The following is a 15,682-nucleotide window of genomic DNA, read 5'->3' as shown; positions in this document are numbered from 1 at the left end:
TGGTGCGTCCGAGTGGACTCGAACCACCGACCCCCACCATGTCAAGGTGGTGCTCTAACCAACTGAGCTACGGACGCATCTTTTCCTGTCTGTCATGGCTGACAGCGGGGACGAATATTAACGAGCTACCCGCGTGCTGGCAAGGAGAAAAACGTAATTTTATCCGGTATTTCACGCGATTGCTGCGCTTATGTGCAGTGCGGTGGTTTTTTCCGCAAACTCTGGCGATGAAGCCGTCGGCCGGTTTAGCTACCGGCCGACGGTGGTGTTTAGCGGGTCGAGCGTTGCAAGATGAGTGTGGCGGGTTGTTTTTGCAGCCAACGCATACGCAAAGCCATCATGATGGCGGCAAAGGTTAGCCCGATGATAAATCCAATCCAGAACCCGCTTGGCCCCATTGCCGGTACGACGACATCCGTCAGCGCCAACAGATAACCGCTTGGCAAACCCAGTACCCAATAAGCGATAAAGGTGATGAAGAAGATCGAGCGGGTGTCTTTATAACCGCGCAGAACGCCGCTGCCAATAACCTGAATCGAATCGGATATCTGGTAAATCGCCGCCAGCAGCATCAGTTGCGACGCCATTGCCACAACCGCCGGGCTGTCGTTGTACAGCAGGGCAATGTGTTCGCGGAACGTGGCGGTAAACAGCGCGGTACAGCAGGCCATTAAGATGCCGACGCCGATGGCCGAATAAGCGGCAATCCTTGCGCCTTCGACCGAGCCTTCGCCCAACCGGTAGCCGACGCGAATCGTTGCGCTGACGCCCAGTGACAGAGGCAGGACGAACATCAATGCGCTGAAGTTCAGTGCAATCTGGTGCCCCGCGACGGAAACAATGCCGAGCGGCGACACTAACAGAGCAACAATCGCAAACAGCGTGACTTCAAAGAACAGGGCCAACGCAACCGGCAGGCCAATGCCGAACAAGCGTTTGATCGCTGGCCAGTCTGGCCGTTTGCTGCTGCCTTCGTGCGGGACAATATCGCGCTGCGACGGTGCACGTCGTACGTACCACCGCATCGCCAGGAACATAAACCAGTAGACGCTGCCGGTCGCCACGCCGCAGCCGACGCCGCCCAGTTCCGGCATACCGAACTTACCGTAAATGAAGATGTAGTTAATCGGGATATTGACCAACAAACCGAGAAAGCCAATAACCATACCGGGTTTGGTTTTTGACAGCCCTTCACATTGTCCACGTAACACCTGGAAGAACAGATAGCCTGGCGCCCCCCACATGATGGTATGCAGGTATCCCACGGCTTTATCGGCCAGCTGCGGGTCAATGTTGTGCATCATGTCGATAACAAATTTGCTGTTATACAGCACTACAATGACCAACACAGAGACGGTCCCAGCCAGCCAGAACCCCTGACGGACCTGATGAGCGATACGATCGCGCCGGCCTGCACCATTAAGCTGTGCAATGACCGGTGTCAGCGCGAGCAGCAAGCCGTGACCAAAGAGAATGGCCGGCAGCCAGATGGAGGTACCGACGGCGACGGCAGCCATATCCGTGGCGCTGTAAGCACCTGCCATGATGGTATCGACGACGCCCATTGCAGTCTGTGATATTTGCGCGATGATTACCGGGATTGCGAGGGCCAATAAGCTACGCGCTTCAATGAAGTACTTCTGCACGCATACACCTTTTCTAATTATTTATGATGAAGGGAAGGGTTGTCGCGAAAGGACAACAATTAAAAATAGCGGAATTTTGTACAAAAATATTGTACCCGCTCGGCGTCGTTAAGCAAATGCTGCGATGAAATAGTTATTAAATGCGCAGGTGCAGGTTTTTTGTCTCCTCGGGTTTGGTTTTCCTCGCTAACTGGGGCAAACTGCCCCAAGCGCTTTAAACATTGTAGAAAGAAGAGGCCCACATGTTCACCGGTATCGTACAAGGCACCGCGCCGCTGGTCGCCATTGATGAAAAATCCAACTTCCGCACTCACGTTATCGACATGCCGACTGAACTCTTGCCAGGGCTAGAGCTCGGTGCATCGGTGGCACATAACGGCTGCTGCTTGACCGTCACTGCGGTAGAGGGCAACCGCGTTAGCTTTGATCTGATCAAAGAAACGCTGCGTTTGACTAATCTCGGTGATCTGGTGTTGGGGGATGTTGTCAACATCGAACGTGCAGCCAAGTTTAATGATGAAATTGGCGGTCACCTGATGTCCGGCCATATTATCTGCACGGCGGAGGTAGCCAAGATTTATACCTCCGAAAATAATCGTCAGGTGTGGCTGCGCATGCCGAATGCAGAATTGATGAAATACGTTCTGCACAAAGGCTTCATTGGCATTGATGGTATTAGTCTGACTATCGGTGAAGTCGTGAATAATCGTTTTTGCGTGCATCTGATCCCGGAAACGCTGGAACGCACCACGCTGGGTAAAAAACGCCTGGGTGATAAGGTAAATATTGAGATAGACCCGCAAACGCAGGCGGTGGTGGACACCGTTGAGCGTGTTTTAGCGAGCCGTGAAGCGGCGATGGCGGCGGCGAGCTCGCTGTCGCAGAAAATCTGACGGACGACAAACCAGAGAGGAGCAAACGCGTGAAGTTTTATGGGAAAACGTTGATGTTAACGGCGCTGTTGGCGCTGAGTGCTTGTAGCAGTTCGCCTGAACAGGGCGCGGCCAACCCGGCAGTAGACGCAGAAAATGATACCTGCGGTGCGGCACAGTACCAGAGCTATGTCGGTAAACCGATGTCAGTGCTTGAAGGCGTGCAGATTGATGCTCAGGTGCGCGCTATTCCGTATAACTCAGCGGTCACGATGGACTTTAACCTGCGCCGTCTGAACTTCCTGGGTGACAGTGATGATAAAATCATCCGCGTTTATTGCGGCTGATTCCTATTAGGTCATCAATGTATAAAAAGAACCCCGGCTAACAGGCCGGGGTTCTTTTTATTGCAGAGTGTCAGCGCGGAACGCGGATGCCACCTTCAACGCCTTTCGGGCTGAATACTACCTGCCACAGTTGAATATCCCGCGCGCGGAATGCGCCGGCGCAGGCGTTCAGGTAATAACTGAACATGCGTTCGAAGCGATCCGAATAACGTTGGGAAAGTTCTGGCCAGGCCTGTTTGAATCGCTCGTACCATGCCATCAGCGTGCGATCATAATCAGCGCCAATATTGTGCCAGTCCTCCATCACAAAATGCCCCTCGCTGGCCTGAGCGATATGTGAAACGGAAGGCAAACAGCCATTCGGGAAGATATATTTGTTGATCCACGGATCAACATTCATATCTGTCCGATTCGAACCGATAGTGTGCAGCAGGAATAAGCCGCCCGGTTTTAAATTACGTTCAACAACATTGAAGTAGGTGCGGTAATTTTTAGGGCCGACGTGCTCAAACATGCCGACAGAAACGATCCGGTCAAACTGTAGGTGCAAATCGCGATAATCTTGCAGCAGGATTTCGACATCCAGCCCGGCACAGCGCGCTTGCGCCAACTTTTGCTGCTCGGCAGAAATGGTGACACCGACCACGGATACGCCAAAGTTTTTTGCTGCATAAGCGGAAAGGCCGCCCCAGCCGCAGCCAATATCCAGCAAACGCATACCCGGTTGTAGCTGCAGTTTTTCGCAAATCATCCGCAGCTTGGCCTCTTGCGCCTCTTCCAGCGTGGTTGCCTCTTTCCAGTAGGCGCAGGAATATTGCATATAAGGATCGAGCATCTGCGTAAACAGGTCGTTCCCCAGATCATAATGTTCTTTACCGACAATCCAGGCGCGTTTTTTCGATTGCAAATTGGTTAATCGCGCGGCGGCAATTCGGAGGGTATCTTTGAGATGGCGGGGGAGTTTCTTTTCCAGGCCAGCGCGGACCACATGGTGAAAGAATATATCCAGCCGTTCACACTCCCACCAACCGTCCATATAGCTTTCGCCAAGGCCAAGGGAGCCTTCCTGCAGAACGCGTTTAAAAAAACTGGGATTTTTAACCTGAATATCGAATGGGCGTGAGCCGTTTATTTCAATACCGGCCATGCTGAGCATTTCATGAGCGATACGATACCATTGGTTATCCTGAATGCTCACATCTTCTATACACGATGAACTCATAGCTTCTCCATCACCTTCTTCTGACTTATGACCCGTCAAAAAATAGCTTAGACAAATTCTGCGGGTGCATACGTTTACCTACGGTAAAAAGGTCCCGTGGCGTCTGATATCCGACTATGAACAGAGGAAAATTTTAAGAAGGTTCCTGCGCAAGAAACGCGGGAAAGGCAATCCTTAAAAAAGTGTGACGCCATACGCGTACACAACAGCAATTTGTGATAAAGAAATTATAAAAGTGTTATTTTAAAAGGTCGTTTTGAGTATAGGCTTGCCGAGGCGCTTACTCAACTGTAAATCGCACTCGGCAAAAATATTCTTTAAGTGATTATTAATAATGACAATTATGACGCAGGGTTAGCATGTTCCTGCTGTGTTACGCGTCTATCGTCCTCCACTGTTCCCCGTTGCCACATATAGCCCAATGCGGCCAAAAACACGGTTGAAACCATTACCGTCACCGTTGCCAATAACGGTTGGGCAATAAATGCCGAAACCAACATACTGGCGACAAAACACAAACCCAACTGCAAGGTGTTTTGCAAGGCTGCGGCTTTACCCGTGCCCTCAGGGAACGGCGTCAACGCATTCGCCACTACGATTGGATAGGTGGCGCCGTTAACGAGTGCCATCACGCAGAACGGAATCAACAAGGTGGTCAGCGTTGGCTCAGTCAGTGTGGCAACCAGGTATAGCGACACCATACTTATGCCATAAGCTACCAGCAGCCAGGGTAATAAGGTGTTGCCATTCATGCGGTTTAGCGCGGTGCGGCAACCATAACCCCCCAATAAGAACGCCAGCGTCTGTGGCACGTAGCTCAGACCAATATCGTTTGGGCTGTACCCCATATCACCAAGAATAAACGGCGAACCGGTCAGCCAGGCGAAGAAGCCGGCTGAGCAGGCGGCAAAGATCATGACGTTACCGCTGAAAGCACGTGATTTCAGGAGCTGGAAGAACGTTAGGCCGTTTTTCTTATTGGCGGAAGACACCGCTTTTGCGTTTTCTTTCAGCAGTAATGTCGGCAGTAATAAAACAACGGTGATGCCCAGCAGCACGGCGAAAATGGCGCGCCAACCCATGTGGTTTAACAGCCATGCCCCGACCAGCGGTGCCAATGCCGGGGAAAGTGCCACCAGTGGCATGATGGTGGCGAAAACGCGGTTTGCCTTACCTTCACGATAACGGTCAATGACGAGCGCTTGCCAGGTGACCGCGGCGGAACAGACCCCAATCGCTTGGATAAAACGCAGCGACCAGAGCTGAACGGCATTCTCTACCCACAACATCCCCAGGCAGCCCAAGGCAAACAGGGCCAGACCAATCAACAGCACGGGCTTACGGCCAAGGTGATCGGAAAGCGGACCCCAGAGCAATTGTGCAAAGGCAAAGCCCGCCAGGAAGATACTCAAACTGGCGCTGATCGCCCCGGCAGAGATTTGCAGGTCTTGTTGCATCACGCCAAAAGCGGGCAAGTACATGTCGGTAGCCAGGTAACCCAGCATACTCAGGCCGGCAAGATAGAACATAAAGCCAAAGGAATTTCGCATGGTATTTCTCGTTAATATTTTATTGTCGCAGGTTTTTAGCGCCGGCAAGTGTATCCGGCTGGATCTCTGCTTGTGAAACGGTAATATTTGCAAAGTGCTGTTAAAAAAATTGAAGGCAAAGCCATGTGGTCTGAATATTCTCTTGATGTAGTGGATGCGGTCGCCCGAACCGGCAGTTTCAGCGCAGCGGCGCAGGAGTTGCATCGGGTACCTTCGGCGGTCAGTTATACCGTGCGGCAACTTGAGCAATGGCTGGCGGTACCGCTGTTTGAGCGCCGTCATCGCGACGTGGAACTGACGCCTGCCGGCGTGCTATTTATTCAGGAGGCGCGCGGTGTCATCAAAAAAATGCTCGACACGCGTCGGCAGTGTCAGCAGGTGGCCAACGGCTGGCGTGGCCAGTTGAAAATTGCCGTAGATATTATCGTCAAGCCTCAACGTTGCCGTCAGTTGGTGTTGGACTTTTATCGGCATTTCCCTGACGTTGAATTATTGGTTCAGCCAGAAGTGTTCAATGGCGTCTGGGATGCGTTGGTGGATGGGCGTGCTGATATGGCGATAGGTGCGACACGGGCCGTGCCGGTTGGCGGTGGGTTTGCCTTTCGCGATATGGGCGATATGCGTTGGTTGTGTGTGGCCAGCCCGCAACATCCACTGGCGGCTCAGGATGGGTTGTTAAACGATGATCAGCTACGGCCTTTCCCATCGCTCTGCCTGGAGGATACCTCACGCAATCTCCCCAAGCGGGTCACCTGGACGTTGGATAACCAGCGGCGCTTGGTGGTGCCGGACTGGTCGTCGGCGGTGGATTGCCTGTGCGCCGGATTGTGTGTCGGGATGATGCCTGCGCATCAGGTCTTGCCGTTAGTACAACGTGGCGAGTTAGTGGCGTTACAGTTGCAGGAGCCGTTCCCAGCCAGCCCTTGTTGCCTGACGTGGCAGCAAAATACGCCTTCTCCGGCGATGGCCTGGCTGTTGGACTATTTAGGGGACAGTGAAACGTTGAATCAGGAATGGTTAAGCGAAGTGACGCCGGAAACCGCAGTGGCTTCCGGCGCGAATGACTAGCGGCGGTAATCGATGAACGGGCCGTCAGCAACCGAACGGCGCTCAACCAACTTGGGATGCACCTCAATCACCTGTGATTCTTCACGCTTGCTGATGATGCGATCCAACAACATGGTGAATGCCATCTCACCCAAACGCTCTTTGGGCTGATGAATAGTGGTCAGCGCCGGGGTGAAATAGCGCGCATTGCGCACGTTATCGTAGCCAATGACCGAGATGTCTTGAGGCACGCGTAGCCCAAGCTCATCGGCGGCGCAGATAGCCCCCATTGCCATGATATCGCCACCACAGAATACCGCTGTCGGACGCTGTTTCTGCGACAGTATCTGGTGCATGGCCTTGTAGCCGGATTCTGGCTCAAAGTCACCCTGCACGATCCACTCGTCGCGCACGTCGATATGGGCTTCCTCCATCGCTTTTAAGAAGCCCTGATGGCGCCCGCCCCCTGTATTACGTGACAGTTGGCCGGGAATGGCGCCGATATCGCGGTGTCCGCGTTCGATCAGATAGCGCCCAGCCAGATAGCCACCTTCGAACGCGTTATCAATGATGGTATCAGTAAAATCACCGCGTGCGGCGCCCCAGTCCATGACAACCATTGGGATGTTGCGGTAATCTTCCAACATGCCAAGCAATTGGTCCGGATATTCTGAACACATCACCAACAAGCCATCGACGCGCTTTTGCGCCAGCATTGCCAGATAGGCACGCTGTTTGTCCAAATTGTTGTGCGAGTTACACAGTATCAGCGTATAGCCTTTGCTGTAGCAGCTGTTTTCTACCGCTTCGATCACTTCAGCAAAGTAGGGCGCTTCACTGGAGGTTGCCAGCAGGCCAATCGATTTGGTGTGATTGACCTTCAGACTGCGCGCCACTGCGCTGGGTGAATAATGCAGCTCTTTAATTGCGGCACTCACGGCCGCTTTAGTCTCTTCGGCGACGAAACGAGTCTTATTGATGACGTGCGAAACGGTGGTGGTGGAAACGCCAGCGCGTTTGGCCACATCTTTAATCGTTGCCATGTAAAGAATGACTCCTGAACTCACATGTTGCAGTATGTAAGTGTGATGTTAATCGTTTGCCTGCGTAGATCCTTCTCCAAAGAAGCGAAAACTGAGTTTTTAGTGTGTTGAAGTCGTCAGCGCTTGGTCAGGAGGGGCATTTTTGCCGGTACACAGTTGTGAACTGCGAATTTTGTCCCATATTGAGCAAAAGGGGAAGAGGTAATCGGTATTATAAACCGGGAAATGATAACAAGATTTTATTGGCCAACTGTGTGAAAATGGTTTGACGCATTAATTGTGTGCCTTTTATCCTTGGGAAAACCAATCTGAAAAGGAGTTGTAATGGATACCGATCTGAAAATGTCACTGTTCACCACTGTCTGTGCGCTGGCCGTGATTATTGCTTTTAGCTTCACTGCAGCATTGAACTGATCCCCGAAGTAAAAACAGGCGCCGCTTCGTGCGCCTGTTTGCCTTATCCCACGCTATGCCAGGTTTTTCTCCACAAATGCCCAGTTAACCAGCGCCCAGAAGTTCTCCAGGTAAGTCGGGCGGGCGTTGCGGTAATCGATGTAGTAGGCGTGCTCCCACACGTCGACGGTCAGCAAAGGTTTATCTTCGCCGGTCAGCGGCGTGCCCGCGTTCGACGTGCTGACAATGGCCAGCGAGCCGTCAGTCCTCTTCACCAGCCAGGTCCACCCGGCGCCAAAGTTTTTGATTGCGGCATCGCTGAGTTGCTCTTTAAAGGCAGCGAAAGAACCAAATGCCTGATTGATAGCAGCAGCCAATGCGCCCTGAGGCTCACCGCCGCCCTGTGGCGATAAGCAGTGCCAATAGAAGGTGTGGTTCCATACCTGAGCGGCATTGTTGAAAATGCCGCCGCTGGACGCCTTGATAATCGCCTCCAGAGACAACCCGTCGAACTCGCTGCCTTTCAGCAAATTGTTCAGGTTGACCACATAGGCGTTGTGATGCTTACCATAGTGGTATTCGAGCGTTTCTGCGGAGATGTGGGGTTCGAGTGCGTTCTTCGCATAGGGTAATGCAGGTAGTTCAAACGACATTGCTTCCTCCTTATACAGGATCCATCCGACAACCCATAAAATGGATTACAGATTGACCTGTTTTTATTTTGGGTATTTAGCTTATCAATTTTCACGATAAAAATCAGGGATGAGTCGGAGAAAAGCACAGGTGGGGAACTAACAGTTAAAGAAGCAAACAGAGGAAAGCGGCTGGGAAGGCCAGCCGCTGAGCGCATTATCGAATGGTTTTCGGCGTCACCACACGGCGTGCGCCAATGTAGTGGTTTTGCCAGTAGTCGTTGTCGAGCTGGCTGATGCGAATTTCTTCACCCGTACGCGGGGACTGAATGAATTTGCCATTGCCCAGATAGACACCGACATGGTCAGCTACGCCGCGGTTATTAATGCGGAAGAACACCAGGTCACCACTTTCCAGTTCGTTTTTCTTGATCGGTGCAGCGTCGCGCAGGTGATACATTTCGTTAGCGGTACGCGGCATTTTGATTTTCACCACGTCTTTATAGGCGTAATAAATCAGACCGCTGCAGTCAAAACCGGTTCTTGGTGACGTGCCGCCCCAGCGATAAGGTTTGCCCATTTGATCCATCAGCTTGGCCATCGCGGTTTGCTTGGCGTGCTGATAGCGTTTCTTGTGGGCTGGGGTGAGCTTCAGCGGTTTTTCATCACGTGCCAACTTAGCGGTTGCCATACCGGCTTCACGATGACGACCATAACCTTTTTTGTAACCCTTTTTCGGTGGGGTCACTTTGATTTTGGCGGTTTGTTGAGTTTTGTGTTTCGATTTGGCGCTGACAACCTTTTTAGCGGCTTTTTCTGTCTTGGCTTTGGTAACCTTGGCTGTTTTTTGCGGGGTGGTGACTTTTACTTTTTTGCTGCTGGCCTTAACCGCTTTCTTTTTCTTACGGTCATCTGGCCGGGCTTCGTTTACGTGGCTCTTGCGCTGTTCAGCGGCAATACGCGCCTGTGGCGCTGCGTGCGCCAAATTGAAGAATAGCTGTGTAAACAACAGCACAAAAAGCGTAAGAATTAAACGCATGTCGACGTTACCAACCTTGGCCCCGGAACAGATATCGAAAGAATGACAGTATTCCCGAATTTCGCCATATAAAACAGCGAAGAACTCATAAATGATAATCCATATTGTGAGAAAACGTTAATGACATTTTTTTTGCTGAAAAATCAAACTGTTGATGTATAAAAAATCAACAACAAACGCGTGGGGAATTATTAAACGACGTGTTCTGGTGAAAAAATATAATAGTGAAATGGCCAAGTTAAAAATGTTATTCTGTGCGTATGTTTTGGTCGGAAAGCGCTGGCCGATGACATGCGACTGACAATGGGGAATGCCCTTGCAAAAGATGGCGTTTTCTTGTGACGGTTTCAGCCGCTACAATAGCCTGTGTGATGCATGTTGTAGCCATGAGATTTGGCTTGAGGAAGCAATATAATGACGACGACGATTGAAAAAATTCAGCACCAGATCGCTGAGAACCCAATTCTGCTGTACATGAAAGGTTCACCGAAATTGCCAAACTGTGGTTTCTCCGCACAAGCCGTGCAGGCATTGTCTGCCTGTGGCGAGCGCTTTGCCTACGTTGACATTTTGCAGAACCCGGACATCCGTTCCGAGTTACCGAAGTACGCCAACTGGCCGACGTTCCCACAGCTGTGGGTCGACGGTGAACTGGTCGGCGGCTGTGATATCATCATGGAAATGTATCAGCGCGGCGAACTGCAACAGCTGATCAAAGAAACGGCAGAGAAGTACAAACAGCAGGAAGACCAGCAGCCATAACCGGCTCGGTTTAATTGTTGGACGAGAGTCGGGCGGTGCCAGTTGATACTGGGCCGCCCGATTTTTTTTTGCTAAACGCCTCGTTTTTCTGTTGCTGCGTATAGCGTCTTTGCAACGATAGAGTTCGTTGAACGATGAGTCCTGATACGTAATTCAGAGTGCTTCGTCGGTATTGTCGGTAGCCAACGGCCAGCCACCAAGGCGCTTCCAGCGGTTAACCAGTTCACAGAACAACTGAGCGGTTTGCTCTGTGTCATACAATGCCGAGTGCGCTTGCGCGCTATCGAATGGAATGTTGGCGGCAATACAGGCTTTAGCCAGCACCGTTTGCCCCAGCACCAACCCACTCAACGCTGCAGTGTCGAAAGTGGCGAACGGGTGGAAAGGGTTGCGTTTCAGGCTGGCGCGCTCCGCTGCAGCCATCAGAAAGCTGTGATCAAAATTGGCGTTATGCGCCACAATAATCGCTCTGTTACACCCCCGGTCCTTGATGCCTTTGCGCACGGCTTTGAAAATCGCGTGCAGCGCATCGTGTTCGCTGACTGCGCCACGCAGCGGGTTGCTGGGGTCGATGCCATTAAAGGCCAGCGCTTCTGGCTGCAGATTAGCGCCTTCAAAAGGTTCTACGTGGAAGTGCAGGGTTTCGTCCTGCTGCAACCAGCCGTTCTCATCCATTTTTAACGTCACGGCGGCAATTTCCAGCAGTGCGTCAGTTTTGGCATTAAATCCGGCGGTTTCTATATCTATAACTACGGGGTAAAACCCACGAAAACGGCCACTCAGGGCGTTAAGATCACTTTTTTCGGCCATCAGTTTCTTATCTTCATCGAATGCAGCGCGCATTATGGCAAATTTTGCGCCCGGTTGCAGGCGGTTATCACGCGGATAAAAACAAGGGCGCAAAAAGCGCCCTTGATGATCGATCTCAGTGGCCGAGACCATGGCCGGCGTGTTTATTTTCGATCAGCTCAATCTTGTAACCGTCGGGGTCTTCAACAAAGGCGATGACCGTGGTGCCACCTTTGACAGGACCGGCTTCGCGGGTGACGTTGCCGCCTGCATTACGGATGCTGTCACACGTCGCGGCGACATCGTCAACACCCAGAGCCAGATGACCGAACGCGGTGCCCATTTCGTAGCTATCGGTGCCCCAGTTATAGGTCAGCTCAATCACCGCACCTTCGTTTTCATCGGTATAGCCTACAAACGCCAACGAGTATTTGTATTCAGGGTTCTCGCTGGTACGCAGCAAGCGCATGCCTAATACCTTGGTATAGAAGTCGATGGAACGTTGTAAGTCACCGACGCGGATCATGGTATGGAGTAAGCGCATAATTCCTCTGATTGGATGTGCCGTTGCCAGCGGCGGATGGATTGAAGCGAAAACCAGTATAGCGTTGCCGCATAAAGGATTTCAATGTAAGCCACGGAGGGGGGCGCAATGTGCTTGCAGTGACATTGTCACTGACTCTTGCTGTCATGCAACAAGCGCACACATTGTCGGCGATAGGAGCCTGAAAATCGCTACTATAGAAGTATTACGGAGCACCGTACGGCCTGATAACGAAGAAATGTCTGGGTTGGATGGGGTAGTTTATCAATTAGGATCTTGTTTATATGGTTGTTTATTTTTCCAGTGCAGATTTACTCCCCTTGCTGGAGGAGCCGACAAATGGATGAAATGCTGATACTGGTAGATGCCGAGGATAACGCTATTGGTTCACAAACAAAAATGCGGGTGCATCAGCAGGGGTTACTGCATCGGGCATTTTCAATATTTATATTTGATAGCCAGGGGCGTTTGCTGTTGCAGCAGCGGGCTTTCAGTAAATATCACTCGGCCGGCTTATGGACCAACACATGCTGCGGCCACCCGCGATGGGGAGAGTTAACGTTAGCCGCAGCGCAGCGTCGGTTGCAGGAAGAAATGGGTTTCAGCAGTGAGCTGCAGCAGGTATCCAGCTTTACCTATCGCGCAGAGGTGCCGGGCGATTTAATTGAGCACGAATTCGATCATATCTGCGTGGGGCTGTTTAACGGCGAACCGCAGGGCGATCCTGCAGAGGCAAAGAGTTGGCTGTGGATTGACCCTCAGCAATTAACCGATGAGATGCAGCGTAATCCAGATAACTTTACCGTTTGGTTTAGAACAATAATGGATAATATTGACGCCAATGAAATAGCACGTTGGGCGGCGCTGGTGGCCCGTTGAATTCATTCCTGAACATGCGGAGATAACGGTCTCTTTCTGCTGCCTTTTGGGAACAATGCTAAAAGCCCACCAATGCTTTCTCTGGCGGGCTTTTTTACTTAAATAAACATTCTTACGGCACAGTAGATCAATAACGCCGACAAAATAACATTGATCGTGCGGCCATGATATTGGAATAGAGACTGAAATATATGCCCAGCAAGCCCCCAAACCAAATTACCCATTGAACCAATAAAAGCCAATAAAATGCTAACGCATATGACTATAAACATATCGTGAGTATAGGGTAAAACGAATGTAGAAATTGCCGTGATGCCGTACAAAATTATTTTAACATTAACAAACTGAAGCCAAAAACTGACCCAGAAACTCAATGGCCTTGCCGCATCATTGTCCGCTGAGGGATTACTGGTGGCTATCCGCCAGGCCAGCCAAAGAATATAGGCTGCTCCCGCCCAAGAAAGCCAGTGAGTAACAGAGGGGAGGAGGCTAATTAATGTGAATGTGAAAACCGCACAAAGCAGCATAAGGATCAGGAAGCCTGCACTCATCCCGGACAATACCCGCAGGCTCCGGCGAAAACCATGCTGATTAACTGAATTTAAAGCAAGAATATTGTTCGGTCCTGGGGTTAACGCTGTAATAAGTGTATATGTAAGAAATCCACTGATGATGGCTGATGTCACTTGTCTTCTCCTCGTTTTTCCAACATATTAACGCATCCGAAAAGGTCAAAATAACGAATATTTTCAAACTCTGACTTTCATGATTTCGATTGAATTTGGAGGGCACTATGGACTTACGACGCTTTGTTACGTTGAAAACGGTGGTTGAAGAAGGGTCTTTTTCAAAAGCATCACAAAAGCTGTGTTGCACACAGTCAACGATAACTTTTCATATTCAACAACTTGAACAAGAACTGTCGCTGAAGATTTTTGAGAAGATTGGCCGGCGGATGGTTTTGACATCTGCGGGGAAAAAACTCATGCCCCAAGTTCATGAACTGACACGGGTGCTTGAAGGGATACGCCAAACGACACAGCATGACGCTGAATTGGCGGGTGACTTGAGGATAGGGATCGGCGAAACCCTGCTGGCGTATAAAATGCCGGAAGTACTACAACTCTTTAGGGCTAAGGCACCCAAAGTTCGCATATCCTTACAATCGCTCAATTGTTATGTGATCAGAGATGCTCTCTTGGCAGACCAAGTGGACTTAGGTATTTTTTATCGTGTAGGCAATGATGATGCACTTGAAATGACCAGTTTTGGCAGCCAAGATTTGGTATTAGTCGCATCACCGTCGTTTCAACAGATTGATTTTATGAAGCCAAATCGTCATATACCTGTAAGTTTCATTATTAATGAGCCTCAGTGTATCTTTCGGCAAATATTCGAAAGCACGTTAAGGGCGCGGCAGATCACTATTGAGAGCACAATTGAGCTGTGGAGTATTGAAAGCATAAAGAAATGTGTCATGAGTAATCTGGGTATTTCTTTTCTGCCTCGTTTTACCGTTGAACGTGAGCTTAATACGGGGGAGCTTCAAGAAATTATATTTTCAGACGTGCCTTTGTCAATAACGGCTCTGTGTGCTCACCATAATGACAAAACCGTCAGTCCAGCAATGCGTGCATTCATCGATTGTATGAAGGAATGTTTGCCATTGAACGTCGAAAACGCATTGGTAGAACGTTAAGCTGCAGTTTATGTCTTATACGAAGGGCTCGCGTTTTTTTACCGCTATTTTCCATCATCAATATAAAACGGGGCCACATGACAAATGTGGCCCCGTTATTTTACGCGTCTTACTTTTCAGATAAGAAAGGGTAGTCGGTATAACCCTCGGCACCGCCGCCGTAGAAGGTAGCAGGCTGTGGTTCGTTGAGTGCCGCATTTTGTTTGAGGCGTTCAACCAAATCCGGGTTGGCAATATAGCTGCGTCCAAAGGCAACGGCATCGATAAAGCCTTTATTGATCAGTTCTTCTGCTTTTTCGGCGGTATAGGCACCGGCACCGACAATCACCCCTTTAAAGTGGGCGCGTACCGAATCGCGGAACGCATCAGAATAAGGTTTACCACCCGCCCAGTCCGGTTCGGAAATGTGCAGGAATGCAATGTTACGCTTGTTCAATTCTTCAACCAGATACAGCGCTGCGTCTTCCTGATCTTCGCCGTTATCCAGGCCGTTGAATGGACCCAGTGGTGAAATACGGATACCGATATGTTCTGAGCCCCATTCAGCAATGCTCGCATCCACCACTTCCAGCGTCAGGCGAGTGCGGTTTTCAATGCTGCCACCGTATTGATCGGTACGCTGGTTGGAGGCCGGCGCCATAAACTGGTGCAGCAAGTAACCGTGTGCGGCATGCAGTTCGATAAAGTCGAAACCGGCTTCACGTGCGTTGGCGGTGGCCTGACGGAAATCGTTAATGATGCCAGGGATTTCTTCTGTTTCCAGCGCGCGTGGCGTCGAGGTTGGGACGCGCACCCAGGCGCCTGTTTCGTCACGTACGGTGGTGCGGGTATCAGCATTGATCGCAGAGGGGGCAACAGGGGCTTGCTGACCCGGTTGCAGGCTGTTATGCGAAATACGGCCCACGTGCCACAGTTGTACGGCAATATGGCCATTTTTGTCGTGTACGGCCTGGGTGATCTTTTTCCACGCGGCGATTTGTTCTGGGGTATGCAGCCCTGGTGCGCCGGCATAGCCTTTCGCCTGGAAAGAGATCTGGGTCGCTTCGGTAACGATCAGACCTGCGCTGGCGCGTTGAGCGTAATATTCGCCCATGAGAGGCGTAGGAATATCGCCGGGTTCAATGCTGCGCAGACGCGTCAGAGGGGCCATAAACACGCGGTTTGGCAGGGTTACAGCGCCAACCTTCAATGGGGAGAACAACTTTTCAATCTTCATAG

Annotated in this window: 17 protein-coding genes and 1 tRNA gene; 7 read left to right on the top strand and 11 right to left on the bottom strand. The window is 50.9% G+C overall.

The annotated features are described in order from the left end of the window. Both AC2FC2_RS05720 and AC2FC2_RS05715 read right to left on the bottom strand, forming a co-directional pair. A tRNA-Val gene (locus AC2FC2_RS05720) sits at positions 1 to 77 on the bottom strand. A gap of 192 nt (positions 78 to 269) precedes the next feature. Continuing rightward, entirely contained in the window at positions 270 to 1,646 is a 1,377-nt protein-coding gene (locus AC2FC2_RS05715) for an MATE family efflux transporter (protein WP_490658923.1), read from the bottom strand. A 242-nt stretch (positions 1,647 to 1,888) separates the two neighbouring features. Between AC2FC2_RS05715 and AC2FC2_RS05710 the strand changes: the two genes are divergently transcribed. Both AC2FC2_RS05710 and AC2FC2_RS05705 read left to right on the top strand, forming a co-directional pair. Then, positions 1,889 to 2,539 (top strand): riboflavin synthase subunit alpha, encoded by a 651-nt coding sequence (locus AC2FC2_RS05710; protein WP_404759711.1) that lies wholly within the window; start codon positions 1,889 to 1,891, stop codon positions 2,537 to 2,539. 29 nt (positions 2,540 to 2,568) lie between these two features. After that, entirely contained in the window at positions 2,569 to 2,865 is a 297-nt protein-coding gene (locus AC2FC2_RS05705; protein WP_490658922.1) for an I78 family peptidase inhibitor, read from the top strand. A 70-nt stretch (positions 2,866 to 2,935) separates the two neighbouring features. On the opposite strand, the gene cfa is transcribed toward AC2FC2_RS05705, so the two are convergent. Both cfa and punC read right to left on the bottom strand, forming a co-directional pair. After that, complete coding sequence (gene cfa / locus AC2FC2_RS05700; protein WP_209633045.1) at positions 2,936 to 4,087, bottom strand: cyclopropane fatty acyl phospholipid synthase; 1,152 nt, start codon at positions 4,085 to 4,087, stop codon at positions 2,936 to 2,938. Between the two features lie 341 nt (positions 4,088 to 4,428). Continuing rightward, on the bottom strand, positions 4,429 to 5,637 hold the full coding sequence (punC, locus tag AC2FC2_RS05695; RefSeq protein WP_265556140.1) for a purine nucleoside transporter PunC: 1,209 nt from the start codon (positions 5,635 to 5,637) through the stop codon (positions 4,429 to 4,431). 123 nt (positions 5,638 to 5,760) lie between these two features. Here punC and punR point away from each other — a divergent pair, with 123 nt between their 5' ends. Then, positions 5,761 to 6,705, top strand: a complete 945-nt coding sequence (gene punR, locus AC2FC2_RS05690) for a DNA-binding transcriptional activator PunR (protein ID WP_265556139.1) — start codon at positions 5,761 to 5,763, stop codon at positions 6,703 to 6,705. On the opposite strand, the gene purR is transcribed toward punR, so the two are convergent. Next, positions 6,702 to 7,727: an HTH-type transcriptional repressor PurR gene (gene purR / locus AC2FC2_RS05685; protein WP_209633048.1), complete on the bottom strand. Its 1,026-nt coding sequence runs from the start codon at positions 7,725 to 7,727 to the stop codon at positions 6,702 to 6,704. The two genes, punR and purR, sit on opposite strands and share 4 nt — an antisense overlap. 324 nt (positions 7,728 to 8,051) lie before the next feature. Here purR and cydH point away from each other — a divergent pair, with 324 nt between their 5' ends. Further along, a complete protein-coding gene (gene cydH / locus AC2FC2_RS05680; protein WP_004943739.1) occupies positions 8,052 to 8,141 on the top strand; it encodes a cytochrome bd-I oxidase subunit CydH in 90 nt (29 codons plus the stop codon). Between the two features lie 53 nt (positions 8,142 to 8,194). Here cydH and sodB read toward each other — a convergent pair whose 3' ends face one another. Continuing rightward, the gene (sodB, locus tag AC2FC2_RS05675; protein ID WP_490658921.1) at positions 8,195 to 8,773 is read right to left on the bottom strand and encodes a superoxide dismutase [Fe]; all 579 of its coding nucleotides are present in this window, start codon (positions 8,771 to 8,773) and stop codon (positions 8,195 to 8,197) included. Between the two features lie 196 nt (positions 8,774 to 8,969). Then, positions 8,970 to 9,791, bottom strand: a complete 822-nt coding sequence (locus AC2FC2_RS05670; protein WP_209633050.1) for a C40 family peptidase — start codon at positions 9,789 to 9,791, stop codon at positions 8,970 to 8,972. A gap of 414 nt (positions 9,792 to 10,205) precedes the next feature. On the opposite strand from AC2FC2_RS05670, the gene AC2FC2_RS05665 reads away from it, so the two are divergent. Continuing rightward, positions 10,206 to 10,553 carry a Grx4 family monothiol glutaredoxin gene (locus tag AC2FC2_RS05665; RefSeq protein WP_061807546.1) on the top strand — a complete coding sequence of 116 codons (348 nt, stop codon included), beginning with the start codon at positions 10,206 to 10,208 and terminating at the stop codon, positions 10,551 to 10,553. A 153-nt stretch (positions 10,554 to 10,706) separates the two neighbouring features. Here the strand turns inward: AC2FC2_RS05665 and rnt are convergent, their stop codons facing one another. Together rnt and gloA are read right to left on the bottom strand one after the other, a co-directional pair. Further along, positions 10,707 to 11,396 carry a ribonuclease T gene (rnt, locus tag AC2FC2_RS05660; RefSeq protein WP_209633051.1) on the bottom strand — a complete coding sequence of 230 codons (690 nt, stop codon included), beginning with the start codon at positions 11,394 to 11,396 and terminating at the stop codon, positions 10,707 to 10,709. Between the two features lie 82 nt (positions 11,397 to 11,478). Beyond that, complete coding sequence (gene gloA / locus AC2FC2_RS05655) at positions 11,479 to 11,886, bottom strand: lactoylglutathione lyase (RefSeq protein ID WP_209633052.1); 408 nt, start codon at positions 11,884 to 11,886, stop codon at positions 11,479 to 11,481. A 339-nt stretch (positions 11,887 to 12,225) separates the two neighbouring features. Here gloA and idi point away from each other — a divergent pair, with 339 nt between their 5' ends. Further along, the gene (gene idi, locus AC2FC2_RS05650) at positions 12,226 to 12,765 is read left to right on the top strand and encodes an isopentenyl-diphosphate Delta-isomerase (protein ID WP_490307601.1); all 540 of its coding nucleotides are present in this window, start codon (positions 12,226 to 12,228) and stop codon (positions 12,763 to 12,765) included. Between the two features lie 98 nt (positions 12,766 to 12,863). Here idi and eamB read toward each other — a convergent pair whose 3' ends face one another. Beyond that, positions 12,864 to 13,451 (bottom strand): cysteine/O-acetylserine transporter, encoded by a 588-nt coding sequence (gene eamB, locus AC2FC2_RS05645; protein WP_490658920.1) that lies wholly within the window; start codon positions 13,449 to 13,451, stop codon positions 12,864 to 12,866. Positions 13,452 to 13,558: 107 nt separating this feature from the next. On the opposite strand from eamB, the gene AC2FC2_RS05640 reads away from it, so the two are divergent. Then, on the top strand, positions 13,559 to 14,464 hold the full coding sequence (locus AC2FC2_RS05640) for a LysR family transcriptional regulator (RefSeq protein ID WP_490658919.1): 906 nt from the start codon (positions 13,559 to 13,561) through the stop codon (positions 14,462 to 14,464). A gap of 109 nt (positions 14,465 to 14,573) precedes the next feature. Here AC2FC2_RS05640 and AC2FC2_RS05635 read toward each other — a convergent pair whose 3' ends face one another. Beyond that, positions 14,574 to 15,680: an alkene reductase gene (locus AC2FC2_RS05635; protein WP_265556137.1), complete on the bottom strand. Its 1,107-nt coding sequence runs from the start codon at positions 15,678 to 15,680 to the stop codon at positions 14,574 to 14,576. Positions 15,681 to 15,682 lie beyond the last annotated feature (2 nt).

Source organism: Serratia sp. CoH_122_TC_1 (genome assembly GCF_058191755.1).
The sequence above is the reverse complement of the archived record's forward strand: the minus strand, read 5'-3'. Positions and strand labels throughout refer to the sequence as shown.

Bases quoted from the DNA above. Each gene is read 5' to 3' on its own strand.
- AC2FC2_RS05710 (WP_404759711.1), top strand. From the start codon at position 1,889: ATGTTCACCGGTATCGTACAAGGCACCGCGCCGCTGGTCGCCATTGAT.
- cfa (WP_209633045.1), bottom strand. From the start codon at position 4,087: ATGAGTTCATCGTGTATAGAAGATGTGAGCATTCAGGATAACCAATGG.
- punC (WP_265556140.1), bottom strand. From the start codon at position 5,637: ATGCGAAATTCCTTTGGCTTTATGTTCTATCTTGCCGGCCTGAGTATG.
- punR (WP_265556139.1), top strand. From the start codon at position 5,761: ATGTGGTCTGAATATTCTCTTGATGTAGTGGATGCGGTCGCCCGAACC.
- purR (WP_209633048.1), bottom strand. From the start codon at position 7,727: ATGGCAACGATTAAAGATGTGGCCAAACGCGCTGGCGTTTCCACCACC.
- cydH (WP_004943739.1), top strand. From the start codon at position 8,052: ATGGATACCGATCTGAAAATGTCACTGTTCACCACTGTCTGTGCGCTG.
- sodB (WP_490658921.1), bottom strand. From the start codon at position 8,773: ATGTCGTTTGAACTACCTGCATTACCCTATGCGAAGAACGCACTCGAA.
- AC2FC2_RS05670 (WP_209633050.1), bottom strand. From the start codon at position 9,791: ATGCGTTTAATTCTTACGCTTTTTGTGCTGTTGTTTACACAGCTATTC.
- AC2FC2_RS05665 (WP_061807546.1), top strand. From the start codon at position 10,206: ATGACGACGACGATTGAAAAAATTCAGCACCAGATCGCTGAGAACCCA.
- rnt (WP_209633051.1), bottom strand. From the start codon at position 11,396: ATGCGCGCTGCATTCGATGAAGATAAGAAACTGATGGCCGAAAAAAGT.
- gloA (WP_209633052.1), bottom strand. From the start codon at position 11,886: ATGCGCTTACTCCATACCATGATCCGCGTCGGTGACTTACAACGTTCC.
- idi (WP_490307601.1), top strand. From the start codon at position 12,226: ATGGATGAAATGCTGATACTGGTAGATGCCGAGGATAACGCTATTGGT.
- AC2FC2_RS05640 (WP_490658919.1), top strand. From the start codon at position 13,559: ATGGACTTACGACGCTTTGTTACGTTGAAAACGGTGGTTGAAGAAGGG.
- AC2FC2_RS05635 (WP_265556137.1), bottom strand. From the start codon at position 15,680: ATGAAGATTGAAAAGTTGTTCTCCCCATTGAAGGTTGGCGCTGTAACC.